Genomic DNA, 24046 nt, shown 5'->3' on the forward strand with positions numbered 1-24046 from the left:
GACTGTTTACTTCGAGGCGGCGGCGGTGCGCTTGCGCGCCGGGGCCTTCTTGGCCGGCGCCTTCTTCTTGGCGCCCGCGGCACCCGAGCGGTTGATCGCCGTCTCGTCGGTGCCGAGGTAGGACTCGATGACCTTCGGGTGCTCGAGCACTTCGGTCGGCGTGCCTTCGGCGATCACGGCTCCGAGTTCGAGCGCCACCATGCGGTCGCAGATCGTGCGCAGCAGCGGCATGTCGTGCTCGATGACGAGGATGGAACAGCCCGTGTGCTCGCGCACGCGCAGCAGCAGCGGCGCCAACGCTTCGGTTTCCTTCTGGGCCACGCCGCCCGACGGCTCGTCGAGCATGAGCACGGTCGGCTCCTGGGCGAGGATGCACGCCAGGTCGACGATGCGCCGCGACCCCGTCGACAGCTCACCCGTCAGCTTCTCGCGGAAGGCGCCGAGGCCCATGAGGTGGATCAGTTCTTCGACCTTCTCGGCGACTTCGATCTCGGACTCATACGACGCCGGCAGCTGGAAGGCGGCGGCCACCATGTCCTTGGACTCGAGGTGACGCTCGAGGGCGACCGAGATCGTCTCGGCCACGGTGAGCGACGGGAACAGCAGCGCGTCCTGGAACGACCGGCCGAGGCCGGCGAGCGCGCGTTCGTGGGGCTGCGCCTCGGTGACGTCGCGACCGTTGAGGAAGATGCGGCCACCGTCGATCTGGTTGAACCCGGAGATGCAGTCCATCAGCGTGGTCTTGCCGGCGCCGTTGTGACCGATGAGGCCGAGGATCTCGCCCTCGCGCAACTGGAGGTCGACATCGTCCACCGCGGTGATGCCGCCGAAGCGCTTGACCAACGCCAGCGTCTCGAGCAGCACCGGTGCGTCGGGGCCCGGCGCGGTGCGCTTCTTCGCCGTGGCCGGCGACTTCTTGCCGTTGCCTTCGCTCTGGCCACCGGCGACCGCGCCGGCGCCGGCGATGAACACCGACCGCAACACGTCGGGCCGTTCCAGCAGCTCGGCGGTCGGGCCCTCGAAGCGGACCTCGCCCTTTTCCATGAACACCGCGCGCTCGGCGAGGTTCAGCGCCACGTTGACCGACTGCTCGACGAGCACGATCGTGGTGCCGCGCCGGTGAATCTCGCGCACGACTTCGAGCAGCTGGCCGACGATCGTCGGCGCCAGGCCGAGGGACAACTCGTCGATCATGAGCAAGCGCGGCTGGGTCATGAGCGCAGCACCGAGCGCCAGCATCTGCTGCTCGCCACCCGATAGGTCGCCCGCCATCTGCGTCTGGCGCCGCTCGAGGATCGGGAACAGCTCGTGGACTTCCTTCGTCGCCTGGGCGATCCGCTCCTGGTCGTCACGGATCAGCCACGTGGCCAAGCGAAGGTTCTCGTTGACCGACAGCGTCGGGAAGACACCCTTGCCGCCGGGCATGAGCGAGATGCCGCGGTGGGTAGTGACGTCGGCCGGCAGGTTGGTGACGTCTTCGCCGGCGAACATGACCGACCCCGCGCTCGGCTTCACCAGGCCGCAGATGCCCTTGAGCAACGTCGACTTGCCGGCGCCGTTGGTGCCGAGCAACGCCACGATTTCGTGCTCGGCGACGGTGAAGTCGACCTCGAAAAGGATCTGCACCGGGCCGTAGGCGATGTCGATGCCGGTGCACGACAGCAGCGACCCGTCGTCGTTGCGCGGGCCGTCGATCTCGGTGGAGGCGATCTTCGTCTTAGCCATGGTGCGACTCCACCAGTTCCACGAGTTCTTCGCCGCCGATCACTTCCAAACCCGCTTCGTCGGACACCTCGTCGGTCAGGGCGCCTTGCAGCATGCCCACACTGTTCTCCTGTCCGCGTTTATCGGCGACGAGCGACGGCACGATGATGTCGCGCCGGTTCGCCACCCACCGCAGGTAGCGGTCGCGCACACTCACGAACAGCTGGCCGAAACCGCCGGGCAGCGCGTAGAGCACGACGAGCAGGCCGGTTCCCGTGAGCAGCAGGCGGAGGTCGCCGAGCGCGGTGATCGTCTCGAGGTAACGGAACAGCAGCACGCCGCTGATCGCGCCGGTGATTGATCCGAGACCACCGATGACCGCCGTCGAGAACACCGTGATCGAGTCGGCGGGTTGGTAGGTGTGCTGGGCGAGCGCGTGCTGGATCTGCACGTGCAGGGCGCCCGCCATGCCGGCGATGAACCCGGCGAGGATGAACGCCGACAGCTTCACCGCCGTCGTGTTCACCGCGGCCGCGTCAGCGGCGCGTTCGTTGTCGCGCGTCGCGATCACGACGCGCCCGCTGCGCGCTTTGCGCACGCCGAGGGCCGCGAGGATCGACACCACGAGGAAAGCGAGCGTCGTCAGGTACATGTCGTAGTTGAACTCGAGGTTGAAGCGCTGGAACAGCATCACGCGGCTGACGCTGCTGGGCAGCAGCCAGCTGAAGCGGTCGGTGTTGAAGAAGTACTCGTCGAGGGCGATGGCGAAGGCCAACGTCGTGACGGCAAGGAACAGGCCTTTGATGCGGAGCGCCGGCAGCCCGACGAGCAGGGCGCACGCCGCGCCCGCCGCGCCGGCGAGCAGCAACGCGAACAAGAAGTCGCCGTGCCACTTCGACACGACGTTGCCCGCGGTGATGGCACCGACGCCGACGAAGCCGAACTGGCCGAGCGAGATGTGGCCGCCCCAACCCGTCAGCACGACGAGCGAGACCGCCACCATCGCCCACACCATGGCGAAGGCCGCCAACAGTTGATGCGACGACGACCAACCGCTCGGGAGCCAGATGGCGAGAATGCCGACGACGCTGAGCAGCGCGATCTTGACGTAGCGCACCTCGGGCAGGCGCCGCAGTTCGACGGGGATCGGCTTGACGATGCCGGTCGCGCTCCACGACGACGACACGTTGTCGAGGGCCCGGCTCAGCTTGCCGCTCTGGAGCAGCAGGGCGGCAAGGATGACCACGAGGTAGGCGACGTTGACGAACGACGGCGAACCGGTGCTGTTCCAGCGCACCGTCTCCTCCGCGATGCCGAGACCGAGGCCGGCGCCGAAGGCGACGGGCAACGACTCCATGCGGGCCACGACGGCGGCGGCGAGGCCGGGCAGCAGCACCGTCGGGCCGTTGGCGATGCCGGGCACGACGCCGGAGAACGGCGCCTTGAGGATGAAGGTGAGCGCCGACAGTGCACCGGCGAGTGCCCACACGATCGTCGCGAGCCGCCGCACCGGGATCCCGAGCAGGAGAGCGCGGTCGGCGTTTTCGGCGGCGGCGCGCACGGCGACGCCCGAGTCCGTCTTGAGCAAGAAGAAGGCGAGGCCGAGGATGACGAAGGGCACGATCATCATGATCAGGATCTCGTCGCCCTTCAGCGTCTTGACCCCGATGTGCATCGTCAGGTGAATGGGGATGTCGAAGCCGCCGGTCAGCGAGATGAAGCCCAACTTCTTGGCGGTGAGGAACTCGAGGCCACCGAGGAACTGCGCCAGGCCGATCGACGCCACGGTCAGCACTAGGCGCGTGGCGTTGGCGAAGCGGCGGATGACGATGAGTTCGATCAACGCGCCGTTGATGAGACCGCCGACGACCACCAGTGGCAGCACCACGAAGTACGACCAGTGGTGGACCTTGTACAGCGCCACGCCCATGACGCCGACGAAGGAACCCATCGAGCCGTAGGCGAAGTTGATGAACCGGTTGGCGCGGTAGATGAGGATGAGGCCGATCGCGAGCAGGGCCGTGACCGATCCCGAGATCAAGCCGATGACGACGACCTCATACGGCATCTTCTGGTGCAGCCAGTGACCGATGCCGGGCAGCTGGAGTCCGATGACGTAGAGCACCGCGATCGCGCCGACGAACGCCGCGGCGCGGTACTTCTCCGGGATCCGTTCGTACAGGTCGACGAAGGGCTGCGTGACCCGACTCATCGGACCGGCACCGAAGGCGAGCCGGTCGGGATCTGACCGGGCAGCCAACGCGTGCCGGGCTGCGGGTCGATGTAGGCGCCCTTCTTGCCGTTGTAGTTCGACGTCGCGTTCGGATCCCAGTAGATCTCGCGGACGTCGTCGGTGCCCGTGTAGTCATGCGGCTTGAAGCTCCAGAACCCGACGGGTCCGAGACGTCCGGGGTAGGCGAACATGCCCTTCTGGAAGTTGGCGGGCGTGAGGTCGGGGCCGGCCATCTGGATGCCGATCGCCATCATCTGCATCTGGAAGTAGATGAGGTCGACGGAGAAGGCGGGCTCGTCGTTCGGGCGCACCGACTTGTACGCCTCGTAGGCGATCGTCTGGGTGGGCGGGACCGGCTCTTCGAGCGGGCTGACGCCCAAGATGTGCTTGGCCGCTTCCTGGTTGAACAGCTGGCCGACGATGTCGGTGTCGGTCAGAGCGGTACCGGTGACGATGACCTCGGGGTAGTAGTTCTCGCGGTTCATCTCGCCGGTCATGAACACGGGGAACACCGGGTCGCAACCGCACAGGATCGTGGTGATGCCCTCGCTCTTGAGCTTGGGGATCAGGTTGTTGGCCTGGTTCGACATCGTGCCGAGGTCGAGCTGGTACTCGATGTTGTCGGACACCGCGAGGCCCGCCTTGGTGATGTCACTCTTGGCGATCTGCACCGACTCCTGGTACCAGGAGTTCTCGGGCGCCATCGTGGCCAGCTTGCGTGGCGTGTTGGCCAGCGAACCACCGGCGTACTTGGCCGGGCCCCACTTGCCGCCCGACGCCAGCCGCTTCACCGCGTACTCGGCCGCCAGCTTGGCGACGGTCGTGCCGTCGACCGCGAGGCTCCAGTCGTAGGGGGCGTGCTGGTCGTGCCACGGCGTCGACATGTACGGGTCGCCGAAGCCGAGGATGCCGCGGCGCTGGAGCGCGTCGGCGTAGGGCTCCGATGTCGCCGACATGTCGGCGAACACGTGCAGCGACTTGGCGGTCTCGGCGTCGGCCTCGGCCTTGTCACGGCCACCACCGAGCAGCTCGGTCGTGTTCGAGCCGACGCCGTTGTAGTAGTCGATGACGAGCTTGCGTCCGTAGAACTGGTAGCGCTTCGAGAAGTACTCCGCGAGCGCGGTCACCGTGTTCTTGATTGTCTCGGGCGTGTCGGTGAGCGACGCGCCGGCGAGCTCGGCCAGGGTCTGCTGGAAGCCCTTTTCGTTGAGCGAGCGATAGGAGATGTGGATCTCCTTGTCGTTCACGCCCGTTGACGTGGCGCCGCCGTTGTTGCCGGAGAAAGCGATGCACGGCGGCGAGTACGGGTCGCCTGGCACCTGGTCCTTCTGGGTTGCCGGGCACGCGGTGGGCGCCGCGATCGCTTTGCCGTTCGACGCCGTGCCGCCGCCGCTGGCGGTCTGACCCGGTGCGACGGTGCCGGTGGTGTTGTTGTCGGTGTCGGATCCCGACACCGACGCGCCGTTGCCGCCGTTCCCGCTGTCCGACGCGTTGACCGACTTGACGGTCTGCGGCTTCGACGGGACGAGCACCGCCATCAGCACGACCATGGCGGCGAGCACCGCCAACGGCCCGTACCCGCGCAGCAGGCGTTGGTTGATCTGGAACGACCCGCGCGGGGTGCGCGATTCGGTTACCGCCATCGGTTGTAGGCCTCCGTTATTAGGAAATGCGTTGCGCGTGCCGCATCATGCGGCGGTCGCGTTCGGCGAAGAGGAGCAGCCCCACCAGGCCCAGCAAGCCAACCAGGGCCATCTTCCCGCCGCGGGATCCCTTCTCGGTGGCTGCGAGCGACGGGCCGCGACCGCGGCTGTCGTTGAGCACCTGCGAAGGCGGTGTCGTGGGCAGCGCGCTGAGGGTGTTGTTCGAGTCGAACGTGGTGAAGCCCCCGAGGCTGCCGCTGTCAAAGGTGTCGTTGCTGCCGAGCGAGGGCACGCCGCCGAGGAAGTTGGTGGTCTTCAGCGGCTGGGCCGTGGTGTTGACGCCGCCTAGTTCGATCGAGAACGAACCGGCGCCGGTGATCGAACCGATGGCGATGTCGCTCACGGTGATGTACGTGGCGTTGCCGCAGTCCTCCTTGAGCAGCGCGTCGTACAGCGACTCACGGGCCGGCTGGATCGCCGAGAGGATCCCACCGGTGATCGAGTCACGGGTGGTCGACGGCACGATGCGCACCATCAGCGGGTCGACGAAGAGGATGCCGGCGCTGACGTGCGAGGTCGGGATGATGAACTGCACGCCGAGGGGCGCCAGCAGGCCGTTGGCGTTTTCGAGCGCCTTGATCGGGTCGCCGACCGGCAGCGCCTTGCCCAGCACCTTGAGCGCGCCGATGCCGAACGTGCCGGTGTTGCTGTCGACGGCGCCCGACTTCGACTCGGCCGACCAGTGCAGGCCGGAGAGTTCGAGCACGCCGGGAATGCCGAAGCTGCCGAGGTCGACGGTGGCGAGGGCGTCGCGCGAGCCGTCCTTGAGGCCGCTCACGGCCCGGCTGTGGGCACCGGTGATCGTCACGAGCCCACCGGTGCCGGCGACGGGCGCCGTGCTGGTGTTCGACTCGGCGTAGGGCGACCCGTTCGCCTCGGTTTGCTTGGTGATGACCGGAATGGTCTGGCCGTCGATCGTCTCGGGCTGGCTCTGCACGCCCGGCTTGCTGTCGCGCGAATCGGAATGCAGCGGCTGGGGCTGCTTGCTGGCCGCGAGCGTGGGGTCGCCGCCGTCGCAACCCTGCGCCGAGAGGGTGGTGCCGATGATGCCGAGGTCGATGCCGCGGGACTCGGCTTGGGCGACCTGGTTGGTGTAGCCGGCGAGCGAAATGCCGAACGAGACGCCGATCGACAGCGAGGCGGTCGTGGGGTTGACCTTGTAGGAGGTCGCGGTGGCCGACGCCGTGCCTGCGGTCTGGTTCGTCGCCGGTTCACCCGCGGTGGCGGGCGCGGCAGACGTCAGCGCGCCGACGAGCGTCGCGACGCCGATACCGCAGGCCGCAACGGCCGTTCGCTTGAAGGGCAACGTGCCCATTCGTCTGCACCCCCGTGAGTCAGCCGTCTTTTTACTTGGTTCCACGCGCCCACGTGACATCTGTCACACCCAGCGCACCCAAATTGGTACCACGACCACGCTCAAGGTCAGCCGCGGGCGTCCGATTCGTCCGAAGCACCCTCTGCGGGAACGAGGCGGATCGACACCGAGTTCATGCAGTAGCGGTCGCCGGTTTCGGTCGGCCCGTCGTCGAACACGTGGCCGAGGTGGCCGCCGCAGTTCGCACAGCGCACTTCGGTGCGCACCATGCCGTATGAGCGATCTTCGATCAGCGTCACGGCGTCGGGGGAGGCAGTGGCGTCGAAACTCGGCCAGCCGCAGCCGGCGTCGAACTTGGTCACGGAGTCGAACAGCTTGGCGCCGCAGCCGGCGCAGACGTATTCGCCGTCGCGCCATTCGTCCCAGTACTTGCCCGTGAAAGCGCGCTCGGTGCCGGCTTCGCGCAGGACGTGAAACGCCTCGGGGCTGAGCTCGCGCTTCCAGTCTTCCTCAGTGCGTGTGTCCATGATCACAGCGTAAACACCGTCTGACTTCTGTAAGTTCCCGGCAATGGTTGGTGAAGCAAACGCGCACGATCGAGCGCGCGTCGTCCGTCGTTACCTGTCCGCCCTCGACGCCGTGCGCGCCGGCCGCAGCGCCGCCAAGACCGCCGAGTCGCTGCACTTCCGCATGCATCAGATCGACACCGAGTTGCTGTCGGCCGACCCGGTCCGGCGGCTCCACCTGACCCAGGAGCGGATCGACCTGCACGCCGAGTACCTCCGCCTGACGACGGGCGGTACCGAAATGGCCGAGCTGGAGAAGTCGTTCGTGCGCGTCGCGCGCGGCTACGGCGATCGTCACGGCATCAGCTACTCGGCGTGGCGCCAGATCGGGGTGGACGCCGACGTGCTGGCGTCGGCCGGCATCAAGCCGACGAACAAGGTGCGTCCGGCCACGAACGGCAACGCTGCCGCGCCGGAGGAAGCGGAGCCGGCACCGGGTGCTCCGAAGAAGAAGGCCGCCGCCAAGAAGGCGCCGGCCACGAAGGCGCCGGCCACGAAGGCGCCGGTGGCGGCCAAGAAGGCATCGCCCGCCAAGAAGACCGTCAAGAAGGCGGCTGCACCCACGGCCGAACCCGAGCAAACCAACCTTCTCGCTTAGCCTGCGCCAGCAATGGCCCGGCGATTGACCCCGCGACAGCGGCGCGCTCGCGTGCTCGTCATTGCGACGGCGTTGAGCCTGCTCGCGCTGGCGATCCACGCCGTCGCCGGCGGCACGCGCGACCAGAAGCTGCGCCAGCTCGCCTACCTCGACGACGTACGGCCCCTGATCGCCGATTCGACCGCCCAGGGCAACGACCTGGCGTCGCTGCGCGACAGCGCGGCTGACCTCGGTCGCCCCGGCATCCGCCGCCGCCTCAGTCAGATCGTGACGGGTGCCCGCCGGACATTGGCGTCGGCGCAGCAGCTCAAGCCGCCGTCGGGGGTCGGCGAGGCGCACAGCCTTTTGGTGGCGACGCTCGAACTGCGGGCGCTCGGCGCGTCGGCGGCGTCGAAGGCGATGGTCGACGCGTTGAGCAACCAGCCGCCGCCGTCGGTCGTCGACCGGCTCGTCGCCGCGGGGAAGAACCTCGTCGCCGCCGACCAGGCGTACCGCGCCTTCACCGACGTGGTGGCCACGTCGATGCAGAAGGGGACGGCGTCGGCCGTCGCTCCGTCGGCGTGGGTGCCCGAGGGCACGCAATGGGAGGAGCCGGAGTTGACGGCGTTCGTCAACATCTTGAAGGCCAACTCGTCGGTCAACCCGGTCGTCGACGTCTCGACGATCCTCGTGGAGACCACGCCCGAAGCGGTTGGCCAGGACGGCGACAAGCTGCTGCTGCCCAAGACGAGCACCGTCAAGCTGCAAGTCGTCGTGGCCAACATCGGCAACCAGCCCGAGAAGCACGTGAAGCTGGTGGCGTCGCTGTCGGTGAACGGCGGGCCGCCGGATGTGGCGACCAACTACGTCGACCTGAGCCCGGGCAAGCGGCAGGCGATCGGCGTGCGCGGCCTGCGGGCGTCGCCGGGCGATGCGGTATTGACCGTGACGATCGGCCCACTCGCGGGCGAAACTTCCACCGTGGACAACACCAAGACGCTCCAGTTGTCGATCCACCCATGACGACCGAACTGCGCCGCATCGGTTTTCTCGGCCCGCGCGCCACCTTTACCGAGGAGGCCCTGCAGGGCGAAGCGGATCTCGCCGAAGCCGAGCACGTGGCTTTCGGGTCGATGGTCGACACGCTCGCCGCCGTCGAGGACGGCCGGGTCGACGCCGCCATCGTCCCGATCGAGAACGCCATCGAAGGCACGGTCAACGAGACGCTCGACGCCCTCATCTTCAATCACGACCTGCTGATCCAGCGCGAGATCGTCAAGCGCATCGTCATGAACCTGCTGACGCCGCCGGGCCTCGCCGTCGCCGACGTGGAACGCGTGCTCACGCTGCCCGTCGCCCACGCCCAGTGTCGCGAGTGGCTCAGCGCCCACCTGCCCAACGCCGAGTTCGTGGCCACGTCGTCGACCGCCGACGGAGCGCGCATCGTGGGCGAGCGCTACGCGGCGGACCCATCGGTGCGCGACGCGGCGGTCGGCCCCGCGCTGTCGGCCGCGCTCTACGGCTTGACCGTCGCCGCTAGCGACATCGAGGACCATCCCGACAACTCGACGCGCTTCGTGCTCGTGCGCCCGAAGGCGATCCCTGCCGCGACGGGCCACGACAAGACGTCGATCGTATGCTTCCAGCGCGCCGACACACCGGGGTCGCTGCATTCGATCCTGTCGCAGTTCTCGGCCCGCAACATCAACCTGACGAAGCTCGAGAGCCGCCCGACGAAGGCGGGTCTGGGCAACTACTGCTTCATCATCGATTTCGAGGGTCACCTCGACGACGAGGTCGTCTTCGACTGCCTCCGCGACCTGCGGGCGTCGCTCGCCGACCTCAAGTTCCTCGGCTCGTATCCGGCGGCGGGGGAGCACGGCCCGGCGATGCGTCTCGACGCCGAGGCGTCCTGGCGCGCCGCCGACGCCTGGGTCACGGGCCTGCGCGGCCAGATCGAGCGGTAACTTTCACGCGTCGTCACTTCTGTGAAGGCTTCTCCGTGTAGTGCACGGGCGATCCTTCACAGAAGTGCGTTGGAGGGGTGGCAGAGCGGACGAATGCGACGGTCTTGAAAACCGTTGAGGTGCAAGCCTCCGCGGGTTCGAATCCCGCCCCCTCCGCTCAAGCAGTCACGCGGCGGCGGCGCGGGATCGCCGGAGTCTGCGGCCGTAGACGAGGGCCAGGAGTCCGACGAAGAGCGCGACGAACACGAGCACGCTCAAGATGTCGGACTTCGCCTGACCTTCGGGATGCACGACCGGCCCGCTGCCCGACTTCGGGAACGTGATCGTCGCCGCCGCGTGTTCCTTCACGAGACCCGACTCGAGATCGAGGCGCGCGTGCCATGGGCCGGCGGGCAGCGCCTTGTTCAGCGTCACGAGCACAGGTTCGGTTTCGCCGACGCCGAGGGTCGTGCCCAGCTTCACGTCGAACGGACCCGCCGACAGCCCGCCCGGCCCGTTCGTCAGGCGCAATGAGCCCGACAGGTCGAGGGCGCGCCCGCCGGTGTTCTCGACGCGGGCGACGACCTGGGGCTGGCCCTTGTCGGTCCGGCGCGCCTGGATCCCGGTGACCCGGAAGCTCGACGGTGGTTCGCCACCCGGGCCCACCGAGAGATAGATGCGCACGCCGACGCGGTTGACGCTGGTGATGCTCTGCCCGGCGGTTGGCGTCGACGACACCGACGCCCACACCACGCCGTAGCGCTCGCCCTCGCTGGCGTCCTTCGGCACCGCGATAGTGACGGTGACGAGCTTCGTCTCACCGGGCGCGTACGAGTCGGTCGAGGGCTCGACGGTCGTCCACGTGGTGAGTTCGTTGCGGGCGTGCCCGTCGCCGAAGCGGAACTCGCCGTCCTTGATCGACGCCGAGGCTGCGTAGGTGTCGATCGACTCGGTCTCGTTGGTGTTGTTCGACACGCGGACCTTGCGGCTGATCGTCGTTCCGGGCGCGACGTGGTCGACGATGTACACGCGGGCGCGCGGGTCGTTGGCGCGATTCGTTGGCGCCTCGGCGAGTGCGATGCCGATGCTGCCTTGCGCTTGTTGCGCCTCGGCGCGAGGCATGCACGTCGCCGCCATTAACAACGTGAGGAGCGCGAACACGACGCGGCGCATCGACACTGTCTACGCGATCGAGTGGGTGATGGTGCCCGAGTATGTGCCGGCGACGGCGTTGGCCGGGATGTGCACCACGATGGTCGGGTTCCAACTGACGCTGAACGCCACCGCGCCGCTGGCGGTGAAGGCGACCGCGCCCGCAGTGAGCGGGACGGCGAGACCGGCGTTGAGTTGGCCGGGGACGTTGGTGAGCAGCACGCCGCTCGTGCTCGTCGCCGAACCCGACCAGTAGTAGATCTGCGACTTGCCGATCGTCTCGTTGGCGGTGCCGCCACCGGTGGTGAACACCGACGTGGTCACCGTCGCGGTGAACGCCAGCGTGAGCAGGTTGCCGCTGCCGGTGACGGTGCCTAACTGCGCGGACTGCGTCGAGCTACCGACCGAGGTCGAGCCGAGGTTGGCGCTCGCCGGCACGCTGATCGACAAGGTGGCGCGGGCCGGTGGCGCGAAACCGACGATGCTGAGCGCGGCCAGCGCGCTCAGCATCGTCAGGTGAAGAGCATGACAGCGGCGGATCACCGTCGCCCATGTTCGTCCGGTCAGGCGACCGAGTGCGTGACGGTTCCCGTGTAATCGCCGGCGACGGCCGCGGCCGGCACGTTCACGATGAGTGTCGGGTTCCACGTGACTGAGTTGTTACCGACGACCACAGTGGCGGAGAACGCGGTGCGGGACGCGCTGAGCGCCACCTTGTTGGCCGACAGCAGCTGGCCCGGGGTGAAGGTGCCGACACCCGACGACGCCGTCGCCGCGCCCGACCAGTAGTCGATCACGGACTTGCTGATCGTCTCGTTCGCGGTCGCGCCGCCGGTCGTGAAGTCGGTGCTGCTCACGCTGCCGGTCCAGGAACCGAGGAGCGCCCCGCGCCCGTCGGAGATGGTGATGGCGCCGAGCTGGGCGGACGTGGAGGCTGAACCCGTCGCTACAGAGCCGAGGTTCGCACTGGCCGGGGCAGTAATCGCGAGGCTGCCGGCGGTGAGAGTGAACGTCGTCGTCGTGTCGCCGCTCGTCGCCGCGTAGGCGGGGGAAGCGAGGGCTGCAGCGCACGCCAGGGCCAGTGCCCCAATTGCCGCGGTCGCGGCGCGCATGCGGTTTGACATGTTCATGGATGGCCCATCGTCCTTTGGGACTAGGGCCATTAGTCCATTACGAAAAATTGGGATTTCGTTGATATTTGGTATGGCGCGGTGTCGGTCGTAACCGCCCCTCCCGGCGATGACCAACGGCTCTACCGGTCACTCGGGGTGTGGCCCACCCTGAGAAACGGTTGCACGGTGTGAGGAGGAACGTTGTCCCGTTCGACGCGCGAGGCGGTGGTTGTCGAAACGACGGGCGCCGACGCGGCCGACGCCGACACACCGTCCCCGCCGATCGTCGTGGTGGCGAACCTCACGAAGCAATTCGACGGCTTCGAGGCGGTGAAGGACGTGAGCTTCGAGGTCCAACCCGGCCAGGTGTTCGCGTTCCTCGGGCCAAACGGCGCCGGGAAGTCGACCACCATCAACATGCTGTGCACGCTGGCGCGACCGACGAGTGGGACCGCCACGGTCGCCGGTTTCGACGTGGCCACGCAAGCGAAGCAGGTGCGGCGACGCATCGGTCTGGTATTCCAAGAGCAGACACTCGACGATCAGCTGACGGCCGAGGAGAACCTGCGCTTCCACGCCGTCCTCTACGACGTGCCCCGCAGCGAGGTCAGTTCACGAATCCGCGGCGTGCTGGAACTGGTCGACCTGGCCGATCGCCGCCGCGACCTTGTGTCGACGTTCTCGGGTGGCATGGCGCGGCGCCTCGAGATCGCTCGCGCCCTGCTGCACACGCCGCGGGTGCTGTTCTTGGACGAGCCGACGCTTGGTCTCGACCCGCAAACCCGGGCGCTCATGTGGGCCGACGTGCTGCGCCTGCGCGACGAAGAGGGCGTCACGGTGTTTCTCACGACCCACTACATGGACGAGGCCGAGTACGCCGACCGCATCGCCATCATCGACCACGGGCAGATCGTCGCCCTCGACACGCCCGACAACCTGAAGGCTCTCGTGGGTGCCGACACCGTCACGATCGTCACGGGCGACGACAACGTGGCGCAACGCGCCCTCGCCGCCGCCGGTTACCGCGTGCGACAGACGCCGGACGGCATCGTCGCCTTCGTCGACGACGGCGAGTCCGCCGTCGTCGGTCTCCTCGCCGCGGCCTCGGTGCCAGTACGCCAGGTGCACGTCCACCGGCCCACCCTCGACGACGTGTTCCTCCACTTCACCGGTCGGGCCATCCGCGAGCAGTCCGGCGACAACCATGCGATGGGCCGCATGGCGCGGGCGCGGTTCGGGCACCACCGGTAGGAGCGGCCATGACGACCGTCCCCTCCCGCCCCTCGGAGCGACTGGCGTCGCGCGAGCCCGGCCTGCCCCACGAACTTCGGACCGCCGCCATGGTCTGGCAACGTGAGTTGCTCCGCTTCGCCCGCACCCGGATCCGCATCCTCACCGGGTTCACCCAGCCGATCCTGTTCCTGTTCGTTCTCGGCTACGGGATCAGCCCACTCGTCGGTACCACCGGCGGCTTCGACTTCAAGAAGTTCGTGTTCCCCGGCGTCGTCGCGATGAGCGTCGTCAGTACCGCCATCTTCGGTGCCATGTCCATCGTGTGGGACAGGGAGTTCGGGTTCATGCGCGAGATGCTCGTCGCCCCCGCAAGCCGCGCCGCCCTCGTCGTCGGCAAGGCTGCTGGCGGCGCGACCGTCGCCACGCTCCAGGGCACCGTCATGCTCGCCCTCGCTCCCGCCATCGGCGTCCACCTCACCGTCCTGCTCGTGCTGAAAGTGGTCGCGCTCTGCCTACTGATGGCGGTCGCCCTCACTTCCTTCGGCGTGTTCCTCGCCAGCCGCATCGATCACATGGAGAGCTTCGGCGTCGTCGTGCAACTGGTGCTGTTCCCCATGCTGTTCCTCTCAGGCGCCATGTTCCCGCTCAGCGGCCTGCCGGCCTGGCTCAGCGTGCTCACCCGGGTCAATCCCCTCACCTACGCCGTCGATCCCCTCCGCCGCACCGTGTTCGCCGCCCAGAACCTGCCGCCCGCCGCGCGCGCCCGATTCCCCACTGGGGTCGAGTTGTTCGGGCACACGCTCGGGACTGCGTCAGAACTCGCCATCGTCGCGGGCATCGCCGCGGTCTTCCTCACTCTGTCGGTGCGCGCGTTCGGCCGGCCATCGTGACCGCCAACGAGAAAACAGCGATCGTCGTCGGAGTCGACGGCTCTGACAACGGTCGCCGGGCCATGGCGTGGGCCCTCGACGAAGCCAAAGCGCGCGGGCTGTCGTGTCTATTGGTCCACGCGGTGGACTTCGGATTCGCGGCTGCGAGCCCCTACGCAGGCGTCACGTTCGACCAGTTGCGCGACGCAGGCCAGGCGGTACTCGACACCGAGCTGGCGATCGCTCGCGACGCCGGCGTGCCCGTCGAGGGCCGTCTCGTGATCAGCTCGGCGGCGCAGGCGCTCATCGATGCATCCCGAGACGCGGCGCTGCTCGTTGTCGGCAGCCGCGGCCGGGGCGGCTTCACCGGCATGCTGCTCGGATCCGTGTCGACCGCGTGTGTGCACCACGCGCACTGCCCGGTTGTCGTGATGCGTCCACCAGAACCCGAAACCACGAAGAACTGAAACGGCGCCATTACACCACCGCCCTGAGGGTCGTCGTTCTCGGCCTCGGTGTGTATCTGCTGTTGCCGCGCGTCGCCGGTCTGCGTGACGCGCTCGACAGCCTTGTCCGTCTTCAGTGGTGGCTCGTTCCCGTTCTCGTCGGGCTCGAGGCCGCCAGCCTCGCCCTGTACGCCGAACTGGCACGCGCGGTGTTCGGTATGGAGGGAGTCGCACCCACACGGCGACTGCTCGTGCTCGCAGTTCTGGCGGGCACGGCGCTCGGCAAGGTATTGCCGGGCGGCACCGTCGCGGCGCTGCCGCCGACGGTCGGGATCTTGCGCCGTGAGCACCTCGATCCGGCGCTCTCGGCGACGGCGCTGTTGGCTAGCGGGGTCCTGTCGTCGCTGGTCCTCGTCGTCGCGCTCCCGGTCGTTTCGGCGGCGTCGGTTCTCGCCGGCGGAGGCGGCGCGGCTGCGCTCGGCCTCGGTGGCGTCGTCCTGGCGATCGGCGTCCTTGCCGGTCTCGGCTGGCTAGGCGTCCGCGACCCCGACCTTGGCCACTACCTGTCGGCGCGGCTGAACGGGTTGGTGCGCGGGCAACGGTTACGCGCGTGGTTGCACGTCGAGGACGCCGCCGCCGGACTCGAACGCGCGGCCGTCGCGCTCCAAGCCGTCGCCAGCAACGGGCGGGGTATGGCGCGTGCGGCCGGACTCGCGCTCGCCAGTTGGGCGTGCGACCTCGGAGTCATCGCCGCGCTCGCCCTTGCCGTGACGCGAGGCGCGCCCCTCGCGGGCGTCGCCCTCGCCTACGTCGTCGGCCAACTCGCCGCCGCGCTTCCTTTGACGCCCGGTGGCATCGGTGTGGTCGAAACCGCCATGATCGGCGCCCTTGCGACACAAGGCATGCCCGCTGGCGAGGCGGCGGCCGTCGTGCTCACCTGGCGGCTCGTAAGCCACTGGCTCCCGATGCTGGTCGGCCTCGTCGTTTACGCGTCCGTCCGCCCTGTCTCGAACGCCGCGCGACCGTGATCACCGGACAAGGGTCCTTTGCCCCTACCCCGACGGCGTTCGCGCGCACGACGATGGCGTCACAAGCGATTGGAGAAAGACCATGCAAGCAAGCGTCGGCGATCGCATCGTGATCCAAGGGCACCGTGTCGGAGAGCCCGAACGCGATTGCGAAGTCCTCGAAGTCCATGGACCCGATGGTCACGCGCCCTTCCTCGTCCGTTGGGGCGACACGGGTCACGAGTCGTTGTTCTTCCCCGGCTCGGACGCCACGGTCCAACACTTCGAACACGCCCGAGCCTGAAGGAAACCTGCCAATGCAAACCATCGACGCACTGCGCCGCTCGAGTGTCGGCATCCGACCGGAGCAAACCATCCGTGAAGCGGCGGTTCTCATGGACAAAGCCGGAGTCGGTTCCATCGCCGTCATCGACGGCGCGAACTTGGTTGGGATCGTTACTGACCGCGATCTCGTTCGCCGCGCCTTGGCGCGCGGCCTGCCCGACGACGCGCGCGTCGACGCGGTGATGTCGTCGCCGGTCGTCACCGTGCCGGCGGACTCCGAGCTGCACGACGTCTTCGCCGTGTTCCGCACCCATGCCGTACGTCGCCTCGCAGTGGTCCGCGGCGCGGCGTTCCAAGGGATGATCTCGATCGACGACCTGCTGCTCGACCTGTCCGCGGATCTTGCCGACCTGGCCCGACCCGTCACGGCCGAAGTGTTGTTCAGCCACCACGACAACCCGGTGCCCGCCACCACCTGACCGGCGCATCCCCGTTTTCGGCCGCTCGGGAATCACGACCGAACCGCTACTGACGACCGCAGTTCGGGAGTGTGGCGACTAACCTCGGCGTCTTCGGGAGAGGTGCGAGAGCGGCCGAATCGGACTCACTGCTAATGAGTTGACCTGGGAAACTGGGTCCGAGGGTTCAAATCCCTCCCTCTCCGCCAAACCAACTCGCTCGGTCGAGGTTTGATGCCGAGTTCTGGCCGCCATTTCGCGTCTACGACGCGGTTTGGCGACCAAGACGTGGCACAGAAGTCCGATTCGTCGGTAACCCGCCATACTCAGCCAGAGTCGTTGCTGAGAATCTTCTCAGGCTTAGCCACCGTAGGAATTCAGCAAACCGCCGTTCCTTGAGTCTGACGAGCAGAGTCGTTGCTCGCGAAAGGGGAAACGGTGGGGCAATTTCGCAGGCGCGCGCTTCGGTCGCGCGTTCTTCTCGTACTAACCGCGGTGTGCACGCTGGCGACCTTCGTCGCCAGCCCGGAAAGCGCCCGCGCGGCGCTGCCGAGTCTGCCGCCCGCGCCGACGGTGACGCCGTTGAAGGACTCCAAGGGTGTGCCCGGCGTCCTCAATCTCTCCGGCGGTTTGCAGCAGACGACGAGCGCGGTCGGTCAGGTCGTTTCGGCAGTGCAGGCGCTGGGCGTCGCACTCCAGGGGACGACCGCTCCTGACGTGCAGTCACAGGTGGCAGCGCTCCAGGCGTCCGTCGCTCAGGTGCAAGCCGACATCGCCGCGCTCGACACCGGCGCGGCGCAGGCTGACCTGATGGCGGCGGTCTCGTCGATCGAGGGCCAGGTTCTGGCGCTTGGCTTGACGACGGGTCTCACCTCAGGCCTGTCGATCGCGCAGGACGTGCTGTCGCCGGTGTGCGCGCTCACGGCTGTTCCCACCTCGTTCGTGCCGGGCCTCGGCGCCGACCTGTCGCGCACCTACAAGCTGGCGTCGCCGACGATCCAGCAAACCGACGCCAAGACCGACGCGTTGATCAAGCAGGTCTATGACACCGTCTACAACGAGGTGCTGGCGCTCTTGGGTGCCAACGCCACGACGGCGGCTGTGCCGGCCCTGCTGCAGTTGCTCCAGTTCAACTGGACGACGACGTATCAGGCGCCCGACGGCACCCGCATCACCAAGACGGCCCCGGGCCTCATCAACCTGCCGACGCCGATCGACGTCGACAACAGCGGCACGTTCGACGTGTGCGCCATGGCGAGCTACGCCCTCGATCCGAGTGGCGCCGTCGTGATGAAGGAAACGATCACCAAGATGCCGCTGGCCAAGGCGACGCTGCCGCTGAGCATCGACGCCGGCCTGCTCGCCAACGTGCTGCACGTCGGTTACGACACCACGACCCAGCCCGCCTTCGACACCGACGCGTCCGCGGCTGACAACTCCGCTTCGACCGCGCCCGTGTCGTACACGGCGACCACCACGTACGCCTCGAGCGGTACCAAGTTCGACACGGCGGTCGCGGTGCACCGCGGTACGACGCTCACCTTGCCGCCGGTGGACTTCAACCCGCTGCCGGCGTTGCCGACGATCCCGCCGCTCACCGAACCGGCGCCCACGCCAAAGCTCACGCAGAACTTCTGCCTGCTGGCGTGCACGACACTGGATCTGACCAACCGCTACGACAACGAGCCGAACACCATGCACGTCACGACCGTGACGCCGTCGGCGAGCGCGGAGAACCTGCGCTACACCGGCGACGCCAAGGGCGATCTCTACAGCCTCAACTATGCGGTGCTGGGCGGCTTGTCGACCGTCGTGAGCAAGGCCGCTCCCGCTCCCGGCACCTTGTCGTACTGCGCCAGCGCCACGACGGGCGCCTGCGCTTCGTCGCCGCACAGCTCGACGGACAAGGGTTCGCTGCTCCTCAGCAGCAACCTCCCGATCCACTTCGACAACTACGCCAAGTCCGGCGGGACACCGAACACCACGTGTACGGCCCGCGCCGCGGACGTCCACGTCGACGGCACTCGCCTGGCGCTGAGCAACGCGCCCATCGCGGGCAGCAATCCCGGCAAGGTGTTCGTCGACACCGCCGGAAAGCCGCTGTCGGGCTGCGTCGGTTACGCCGCGTCGGTAACCGGCATCCCCGCCGGTTCGTTCCCCGGTGGTTTCGCGGCCAGCGGACGAGACTCGACGTATCACGCGTCCGGTTCCACCCAGATCCCCGACGCCAAAGCCGGCGCGGTCACGTGTCCCGACACCACTGCGTTCACGCTCGGCGCGGCCACCGCGTTGACGCCCGTCGTCTGTCCGGTGCTCCCGACGCTGACGGGGGGCCCGACGATCTCGGGTGACCCCATCGCGGAGTCGCCGCTGGCGGCGACGAGCACGTGGTCGCCGGTGGCGGATTCGCCGACGGTGGCCAACTCGCCCACCCTCAACTACCAGTGGCTGCGCTGCGACGAGACCGGCGCCATCTGCGGGCCCGTTAGCGGCGCCACCAACGCCGTGTACCTACCGGTGTACGGCGACGGCCCCGGCGGCACGACCACCGACATCGGTCACGCGTTCCGCGTGGTCGTGACGGGCACCAACCTCGACGGATCGTTCACCTCGCTGGCTTCGCCGGCGACGGCGCCGGTCGTCGATCAGAGTGCGGCGCCGACGAACACCGTCCTGCCCACGATCACGGGCGTGGCCGGTACGGGCCACACCCTGACCGCACACAGCTCGAAGAGCACGGACTGGACCGGCGGCATCAGCAGCGCGCTGGCCTACCAGTGGCAGAAGTGTGACGCGAGCGGAACGCCGGCGTCGTGCGCCGACATCGCCGGGGCCACTGACTCCACCTACAACGTGGCGTATCCGACCGACCTCGACTCGACCATCCAGGTCGTGGTCACCGCGACGAACCACATCGGTTCGACGCCGGCCACGAGTGCGCAGCAGCGCATCCAGCCGGCGCCGATCAACACCGTCGTGGGCGTCATCCAGCGCTGCATCAACAGCGCGTGCTCTGTCTCGTCGGACATTCCGGCGGGCTCGGCACCCTTCACCGGTGACAAGTTGAAGGTCACCGACGGGACGTGGCAGGCCGGTACCGAAACGGCGCTGGCGTATCAGTGGATGCGCTGCGACGCCGACGGCACCAACTGCGCCAACATCGACGGTGCCACCACCAACCGGTACACCGTCAGCAAGGCCAACGACCTCGGCAAGACGCTCAAGGTCGACATCACCGGTACCAACGACAACCGGGACGACACGAACGCCCCGGTGAAGACGACCGTCACAACGGCGCTCACCGCGGTGGTCACGCCGGCCAAGCCCGCCGTCCAGATCGCATCGGCGGTCGACGGCGCCGTCAACTCGGTCGCCACGAGCGGCCACGACACCACTTACCTCGGCGGTAGCTTCGACACCGCCGGTCCCGCGGCAGGCGGTGCCGGTGCCGAGGTTCTCACCGCCGGCTCGACGCAGGGTTCGGTCGTGAACGGCGCCGGAATCACCGGCGGCGTGGTCAAGGCCATCACGTCGGACCTCACCGGTGGCTACTTCATCGGTGGCACCTTCGACAAGGTGCAGGGCCAGTCGTGTGTTGCCTTCGCTCACATCACCTCGGCGGGCGCGCTCGACAACACATATTGCAACCTCGGCGGCATCACCGGTGAGGTGCGGGCCGTGGCGGTCGCGAGCACTTCGTACGCCGTCACCACTGCCGACACGGTGTACCGCGTCGCGGTCGGCGGTCTCTTCAACGCCGGCGGCCATCACAACTTCATGTACGTCAACACCACGACGAAGGACCTGACCTTCGAATCGGCGGGCGACCCGAACGGTGCGGTCAACGTGATCACGCCGCACGGTGCGATCTTCGCCGTCAACCTGGCCTCCGTGACCCAGCAGGGCAAGGTGTACTTCGGTGGCGACTTCACCAAGCTCGGCAACACGGTGGTCGCCAACCACATCGCCCGCGACAACTGGGGCGGTAGCACGGCGGCGCCCACGATCACCTATGACGCCGCCTTCGTGCCGCAGGTCTGCACCGGTGCTCCGGTGTCGGGCGAGTGCGCCACGGCCTCGGTGAAGACCATCGCCCTGGCGGCGCAAAGCACGCTGCTCACCCTCCCCGTCTCGGCGCCGGCGTTCATCATGGTCGGCGGTTCCTTCGACGGTGCCTACAAGGCGACCGACGCTCCGTCGGCCCGCGGTAACGCCGCAGCGTTCAGCACCACGGCACCCGGTGCGCCGACGACGTGGAACCCGAACACCAACGGGCCCGTCAACGCCATCGGTCTCGGCTACGGCGGATCGGCGAGCATTCCCTACGCCGTGTTCCTCGGCGGCTCGTTCACCCATGCAGGTGCGGCGTCGCCGGGCGGAGTGGACGTCACCAACGCCGTCGCCTACGGCATCACCAGCACGGGTGCGACCTCGACCGCCCCGGCGACTCAGATGAACGGCGCGCCGTCCACGTCGTGGAAGCCGTCGCTCGACGGGCCCGTCTACGCCATCAGCGCCGGCCCGGCCGCGAGCTCGTACATCGCTCTCGGTGGGTCGTTCAAGAACGCCGAAGGCGCAGCCCGCAACCGCATCGCCCTGTACCTCAACCAGACGAGCGCGGCCACCGCAGGTCCAACGCTGCAACCGCTGACGGCGCACGCCGGCAACGACGTGTACGCCCTCGGCCGCGACGCTTCGAGTCGGCTGCTCGCCGGCGGCGCGTTCAAGGTCCTCGGCGGCGCCGTCCGCAAGAACGTCGCCGAGATCAGCCAGGCCAGCGGCGTCACCAGCTGGACGGCGAACACCGACGGCCCGGTTACGGCTGTCGGCGCCAACAGCGACACCGTGTACCTGGCCGGCTCGTTCAGCGCCGTCAACAACACGGCCCGCAACGGACTCGCCGGGGTGAAGCAGGCTGACAGCACCGTCACCGGATTCACGCCGAGCCTCAGCCCGGGAGGGGTTGTCAACGTCCTCACAGCCAGCGACGACGCCGTCTACGCCGGTGGCAACTTCACCGGCATCGGTGGCTCGGCGCGCAACAGCCTCGCCCAGCTCGATCCGGCAACCGGCAACGCCACCTCGTGGAACAGCGGCGGCGTAACCGGCAACGCGGGAACGGTAACGGCGATCGTGCTCGACGGCAGCAACGTCCTCGTCGGTGGATCGTTCACCAACACTGGCGGCGCGACCCGCAACAACGCTGCTGCCATCAACACCGCCGGTGCCGCCACGGGATGGGACCCGAGTCCTGACGGTGCGGTGAACGCCATCGCCGTCGACCCGGACAACACCCACAGCATCTTCCTCGGGGGTGCCTTCGCCAACGTGGGTGGCGCAGCACGCACCAACGTCGCCAACGTGGACGACACTGCTGGCAACGCGACGGCGTGGCACGTCGACACCGACGGTCCGGTGAACGCGCTGCTCGTGTTCTCGTCGAACCTGTATCTCGCCGGTGGCTTCAACACGACGGGCGGCAACGCCTACGGGTCGCTGTCGGGCGTCGACGCCAACACCGGCGAGGTGCTCGACTGGCAGCCCACGCCGAGCGGCCTCATCCGCAGCATGGCGCTGACGACCAGCGGTCTGATTGCTCTCGGAGGCGACTTCGTGACGTTCAACCCGCCGGTCACCGGCACCAACCCGAATCCGGTGTTCACCTACCGGCCGGGATTTGCCCTGCTCGGCTAACGGCTCGTCGTCGTCGAGTTCACGGAGGACCCCGCCCGCGCCGGGCGGGGTCCTCTGCTGCTCGGACCATCGAGCGGACGGATCGACATGGTGAGGACGAACGCGTCGTCGGCGAGCACGAGACCACCACCCTGGCTCTCGGCGAGGCCGCGGGCGATTGGAAGACCGAGACCTGAGCCCCCGCGGTCGTCGAGGGTGGCGAACCGCTCGAAGATGCGATCGCGCATCGCGGGAGCAACACCGGGCCCGTCGTCGGTGATCGTCATCGTGAGCGTGTGATCGGCGACGTCCACGACCAGTTCGATACGGGTGCGGGCGAAGCGGCGGGCGTTGTCGAGCACGTTTTGCAGCGCTTCGGCTGCTGCTTCAGGACTGATCGCCACGAGCTCCGGGACGGCGTCGCCCACCTCGTAGTCCACGGAGATCAACGGGTTGAGGGCGCGCGTACGCTCGACTTCGTCGGCGACGAGGGCGCGCACATCGGTCGGCATCGTCGGCAGGACTTCGCCTTGATCCAGGCGGGCCATCCGCAACAGGCCGGTGACGAGGCGGCCACAGCGGGCTGCATCTGACGCGATCCGTTGCAACAGTCGAGCCGCCTTCGGGTCGACGCCCTCGAGTACGAGCGCATCGCTGGCGGCGCGCACGCTCGCGATTGGCGTGCGCAGCTGATGCGCCGCAAACGCGAGGAACTGCTGGCTGCGCTGATCTGACGTGCGGGCGCGGTCGAGCACCGAACGAAACCCGGCGATGAGAGCGACGACGATCATCAGCATGGCGGCGCGCATGGCCCCGTTGGCGATGTGCACGTCGACGCTCGTGTCGTGGCGACGCACGAGGTCGGCCGCAAGCCCGACGACCGCCGTCTCGGCCACCATCACCATGCCGCATCCCGTGCCGACGAGCACGACGCCGACCGCCACCGGCAGGAGGTACACGGCGCCGAGCGTGAGGTCGGCGCCCGTGCTGACGTCGACGACACCGATGACCGCCACGACCACGCTGCACACGGCCCCGATCGCCAGCGCGCGACCGCGCGTTGGCCGCGGCTCCAGCAGCAACTGGTGGAACCACTGCGTCACGCGCGGGCGGATCGACGTCATACCTGCAGCACGTAGCCCTCACCGCGCACCGTGTGGATCAACCGGGAGCCACAACGCTCGAGTTTGCGCCGGAGCGTGCTGATGTAGACCTCGACGAGATTGGGGTCGTACTCGTCGTAGCGCCAGACGAGCGACAACAGTTCTTGTTTCGAGAAGACGCGTCCGGGTGCACGCGCAAACACGCACAGCAGACCGAACTCGGTCGGTGTGAGGTCGATCGCGTTGTCGCGGCGCGTCGCGACACGTGCCGCTTCGTCGATGGTGACGTCCCCGGCCCTGATAACGGCCGACGCGAACCGTTCGTTCCGCCGCAGGATGGCCCGCAACCGAGCGAGAAGTTCGGCCATGGCGAACGGCTTCACGAGGTAGTCGTCGGCCCCAGTGTCGAATCCCCGCAGGCGGTCGTCGACGCCGTCGAGCGCGGAGAGAAACATCACCGGCACCGTCGAGACGTTGCGAATGCGGGACGCGACCTCGAAACCGTTCGCGCCCGGCAGCAGGATGTCGAGGATTACCGCGTCCGGCCCGAACGCCGCCACGACCGATTCCGCCGCGCTGCCGTCGCTTTCCGCCTGTACGTCGAAGCCGCAGGCGCCGAGTGCGGCGGCGACGCTCTCCCGCAGGCTGTCGTCGTCCTCCACGA

Annotated in this window: 19 protein-coding genes and 2 tRNA genes; 11 read left to right on the forward strand and 10 right to left on the reverse strand. The window is 68.1% G+C overall.

All coding sequences use genetic code 11. The annotated features are described in order from the left end of the window. Positions 1-6: 6 nt before the first annotated feature. The 5 genes from VHC63_14140 to msrB all read right to left on the reverse strand — a co-directional run bounded on the left by VHC63_14140 (position 7) and on the right by msrB (position 7482). Positions 7-1725 (reverse strand): ATP-binding cassette domain-containing protein, encoded by a 1719-nt coding sequence (locus VHC63_14140; protein ID HVV37747.1) that lies wholly within the window; start codon positions 1723-1725, stop codon positions 7-9. Next, positions 1718-3916, reverse strand: coding sequence for an ABC transporter permease (locus VHC63_14145; GenBank protein ID HVV37748.1), 2199 nt, complete (start codon positions 3914-3916; stop codon positions 1718-1720). The genes VHC63_14140 and VHC63_14145 overlap by 8 nt, the downstream gene beginning before the upstream one ends. Then, positions 3913-5580, reverse strand: a complete 1668-nt coding sequence (locus VHC63_14150; protein ID HVV37749.1) for an ABC transporter substrate-binding protein — start codon at positions 5578-5580, stop codon at positions 3913-3915. The genes VHC63_14145 and VHC63_14150 overlap by 4 nt, the downstream gene beginning before the upstream one ends. Before the next feature lie 19 nt (positions 5581-5599). Then, positions 5600-6946, reverse strand: a complete 1347-nt coding sequence (locus tag VHC63_14155) for a hypothetical protein (GenBank protein HVV37750.1) — start codon at positions 6944-6946, stop codon at positions 5600-5602. Positions 6947-7062: 116 nt separating this feature from the next. After that, positions 7063-7482, reverse strand: a complete 420-nt coding sequence (msrB, locus tag VHC63_14160) for a peptide-methionine (R)-S-oxide reductase MsrB (protein HVV37751.1) — start codon at positions 7480-7482, stop codon at positions 7063-7065. Between the two features lie 43 nt (positions 7483-7525). Here msrB and VHC63_14165 point away from each other — a divergent pair, with 43 nt between their 5' ends. The 4 genes from VHC63_14165 to VHC63_14180 all read left to right on the forward strand — a co-directional run bounded on the left by VHC63_14165 (position 7526) and on the right by VHC63_14180 (position 10221). Further along, complete coding sequence (locus tag VHC63_14165; protein HVV37752.1) at positions 7526-8119, forward strand: hypothetical protein; 594 nt, start codon at positions 7526-7528, stop codon at positions 8117-8119. Between the two features lie 12 nt (positions 8120-8131). Next, positions 8132-9121 carry a hypothetical protein gene (locus VHC63_14170; protein ID HVV37753.1) on the forward strand — a complete coding sequence of 330 codons (990 nt, stop codon included), beginning with the start codon at positions 8132-8134 and terminating at the stop codon, positions 9119-9121. Further along, positions 9118-10065 (forward strand): prephenate dehydratase, encoded by a 948-nt coding sequence (gene pheA / locus VHC63_14175; protein HVV37754.1) that lies wholly within the window; start codon positions 9118-9120, stop codon positions 10063-10065. The genes VHC63_14170 and pheA overlap by 4 nt, the downstream gene beginning before the upstream one ends. Before the next feature lie 71 nt (positions 10066-10136). After that, positions 10137-10221: transfer RNA gene (locus tag VHC63_14180), tRNA-Ser, on the forward strand. 9 nt (positions 10222-10230) lie between these two features. Here the strand turns inward: VHC63_14180 and VHC63_14185 are convergent. Genes VHC63_14185 through VHC63_14195 form a run of 3 tightly spaced genes read right to left on the reverse strand, consistent with a single transcriptional unit; the run spans position 10231 to position 12326 of the window. Beyond that, positions 10231-11217: a hypothetical protein gene (locus VHC63_14185; protein ID HVV37755.1), complete on the reverse strand. Its 987-nt coding sequence runs from the start codon at positions 11215-11217 to the stop codon at positions 10231-10233. Between the two features lie 9 nt (positions 11218-11226). Next, complete coding sequence (locus tag VHC63_14190; GenBank protein ID HVV37756.1) at positions 11227-11706, reverse strand: hypothetical protein; 480 nt, start codon at positions 11704-11706, stop codon at positions 11227-11229. Between the two features lie 53 nt (positions 11707-11759). Next, positions 11760-12326 (reverse strand): hypothetical protein, encoded by a 567-nt coding sequence (locus VHC63_14195; GenBank protein ID HVV37757.1) that lies wholly within the window; start codon positions 12324-12326, stop codon positions 11760-11762. A gap of 207 nt (positions 12327-12533) precedes the next feature. Here VHC63_14195 and VHC63_14200 point away from each other — a divergent pair, with 207 nt between their 5' ends. From VHC63_14200 to VHC63_14230, 7 genes are all read left to right on the forward strand, one after another. After that, entirely contained in the window at positions 12534-13559 is a 1026-nt protein-coding gene (locus VHC63_14200; protein ID HVV37758.1) for an ATP-binding cassette domain-containing protein, read from the forward strand. Positions 13560-13567: 8 nt separating this feature from the next. Continuing rightward, positions 13568-14431: an ABC transporter permease gene (locus VHC63_14205; GenBank protein ID HVV37759.1), complete on the forward strand. Its 864-nt coding sequence runs from the start codon at positions 13568-13570 to the stop codon at positions 14429-14431. Next, positions 14428-14877, forward strand: coding sequence for a universal stress protein (locus tag VHC63_14210; GenBank protein ID HVV37760.1), 450 nt, complete (start codon positions 14428-14430; stop codon positions 14875-14877). Before VHC63_14205 ends, VHC63_14210 begins: the two co-directional genes overlap by 4 nt. Next, a complete protein-coding gene (locus VHC63_14215) occupies positions 14808-15884 on the forward strand; it encodes a lysylphosphatidylglycerol synthase transmembrane domain-containing protein (GenBank protein HVV37761.1) in 1077 nt (358 codons plus the stop codon). The genes VHC63_14210 and VHC63_14215 overlap by 70 nt, the downstream gene beginning before the upstream one ends. A gap of 296 nt (positions 15885-16180) precedes the next feature. Then, complete coding sequence (locus tag VHC63_14220) at positions 16181-16627, forward strand: CBS domain-containing protein (protein ID HVV37762.1); 447 nt, start codon at positions 16181-16183, stop codon at positions 16625-16627. 96 nt (positions 16628-16723) lie between these two features. Further along, positions 16724-16815 (forward strand) — tRNA-Ser (locus tag VHC63_14225). 286 nt (positions 16816-17101) lie between these two features. Beyond that, positions 17102-22300 (forward strand): hypothetical protein, encoded by a 5199-nt coding sequence (locus VHC63_14230; GenBank protein HVV37763.1) that lies wholly within the window; start codon positions 17102-17104, stop codon positions 22298-22300. Here VHC63_14230 and VHC63_14235 read toward each other — a convergent pair. Together VHC63_14235 and VHC63_14240 are read right to left on the reverse strand one after the other, a co-directional pair. Next, positions 22297-23403 carry a HAMP domain-containing sensor histidine kinase gene (locus VHC63_14235; GenBank protein ID HVV37764.1) on the reverse strand — a complete coding sequence of 369 codons (1107 nt, stop codon included), beginning with the start codon at positions 23401-23403 and terminating at the stop codon, positions 22297-22299. The two genes, VHC63_14230 and VHC63_14235, sit on opposite strands and share 4 nt — an antisense overlap. Next, positions 23400-24044: a response regulator transcription factor gene (locus VHC63_14240; GenBank protein HVV37765.1), complete on the reverse strand. Its 645-nt coding sequence runs from the start codon at positions 24042-24044 to the stop codon at positions 23400-23402. Before VHC63_14240 ends, VHC63_14235 begins: the two co-directional genes overlap by 4 nt. Positions 24045-24046 lie beyond the last annotated feature (2 nt).

This window comes from Acidimicrobiales bacterium (assembly GCA_035546775.1).
Classification (GTDB): domain Bacteria; phylum Actinomycetota; class Acidimicrobiia; order Acidimicrobiales; family JACCXE01; genus JACCXE01.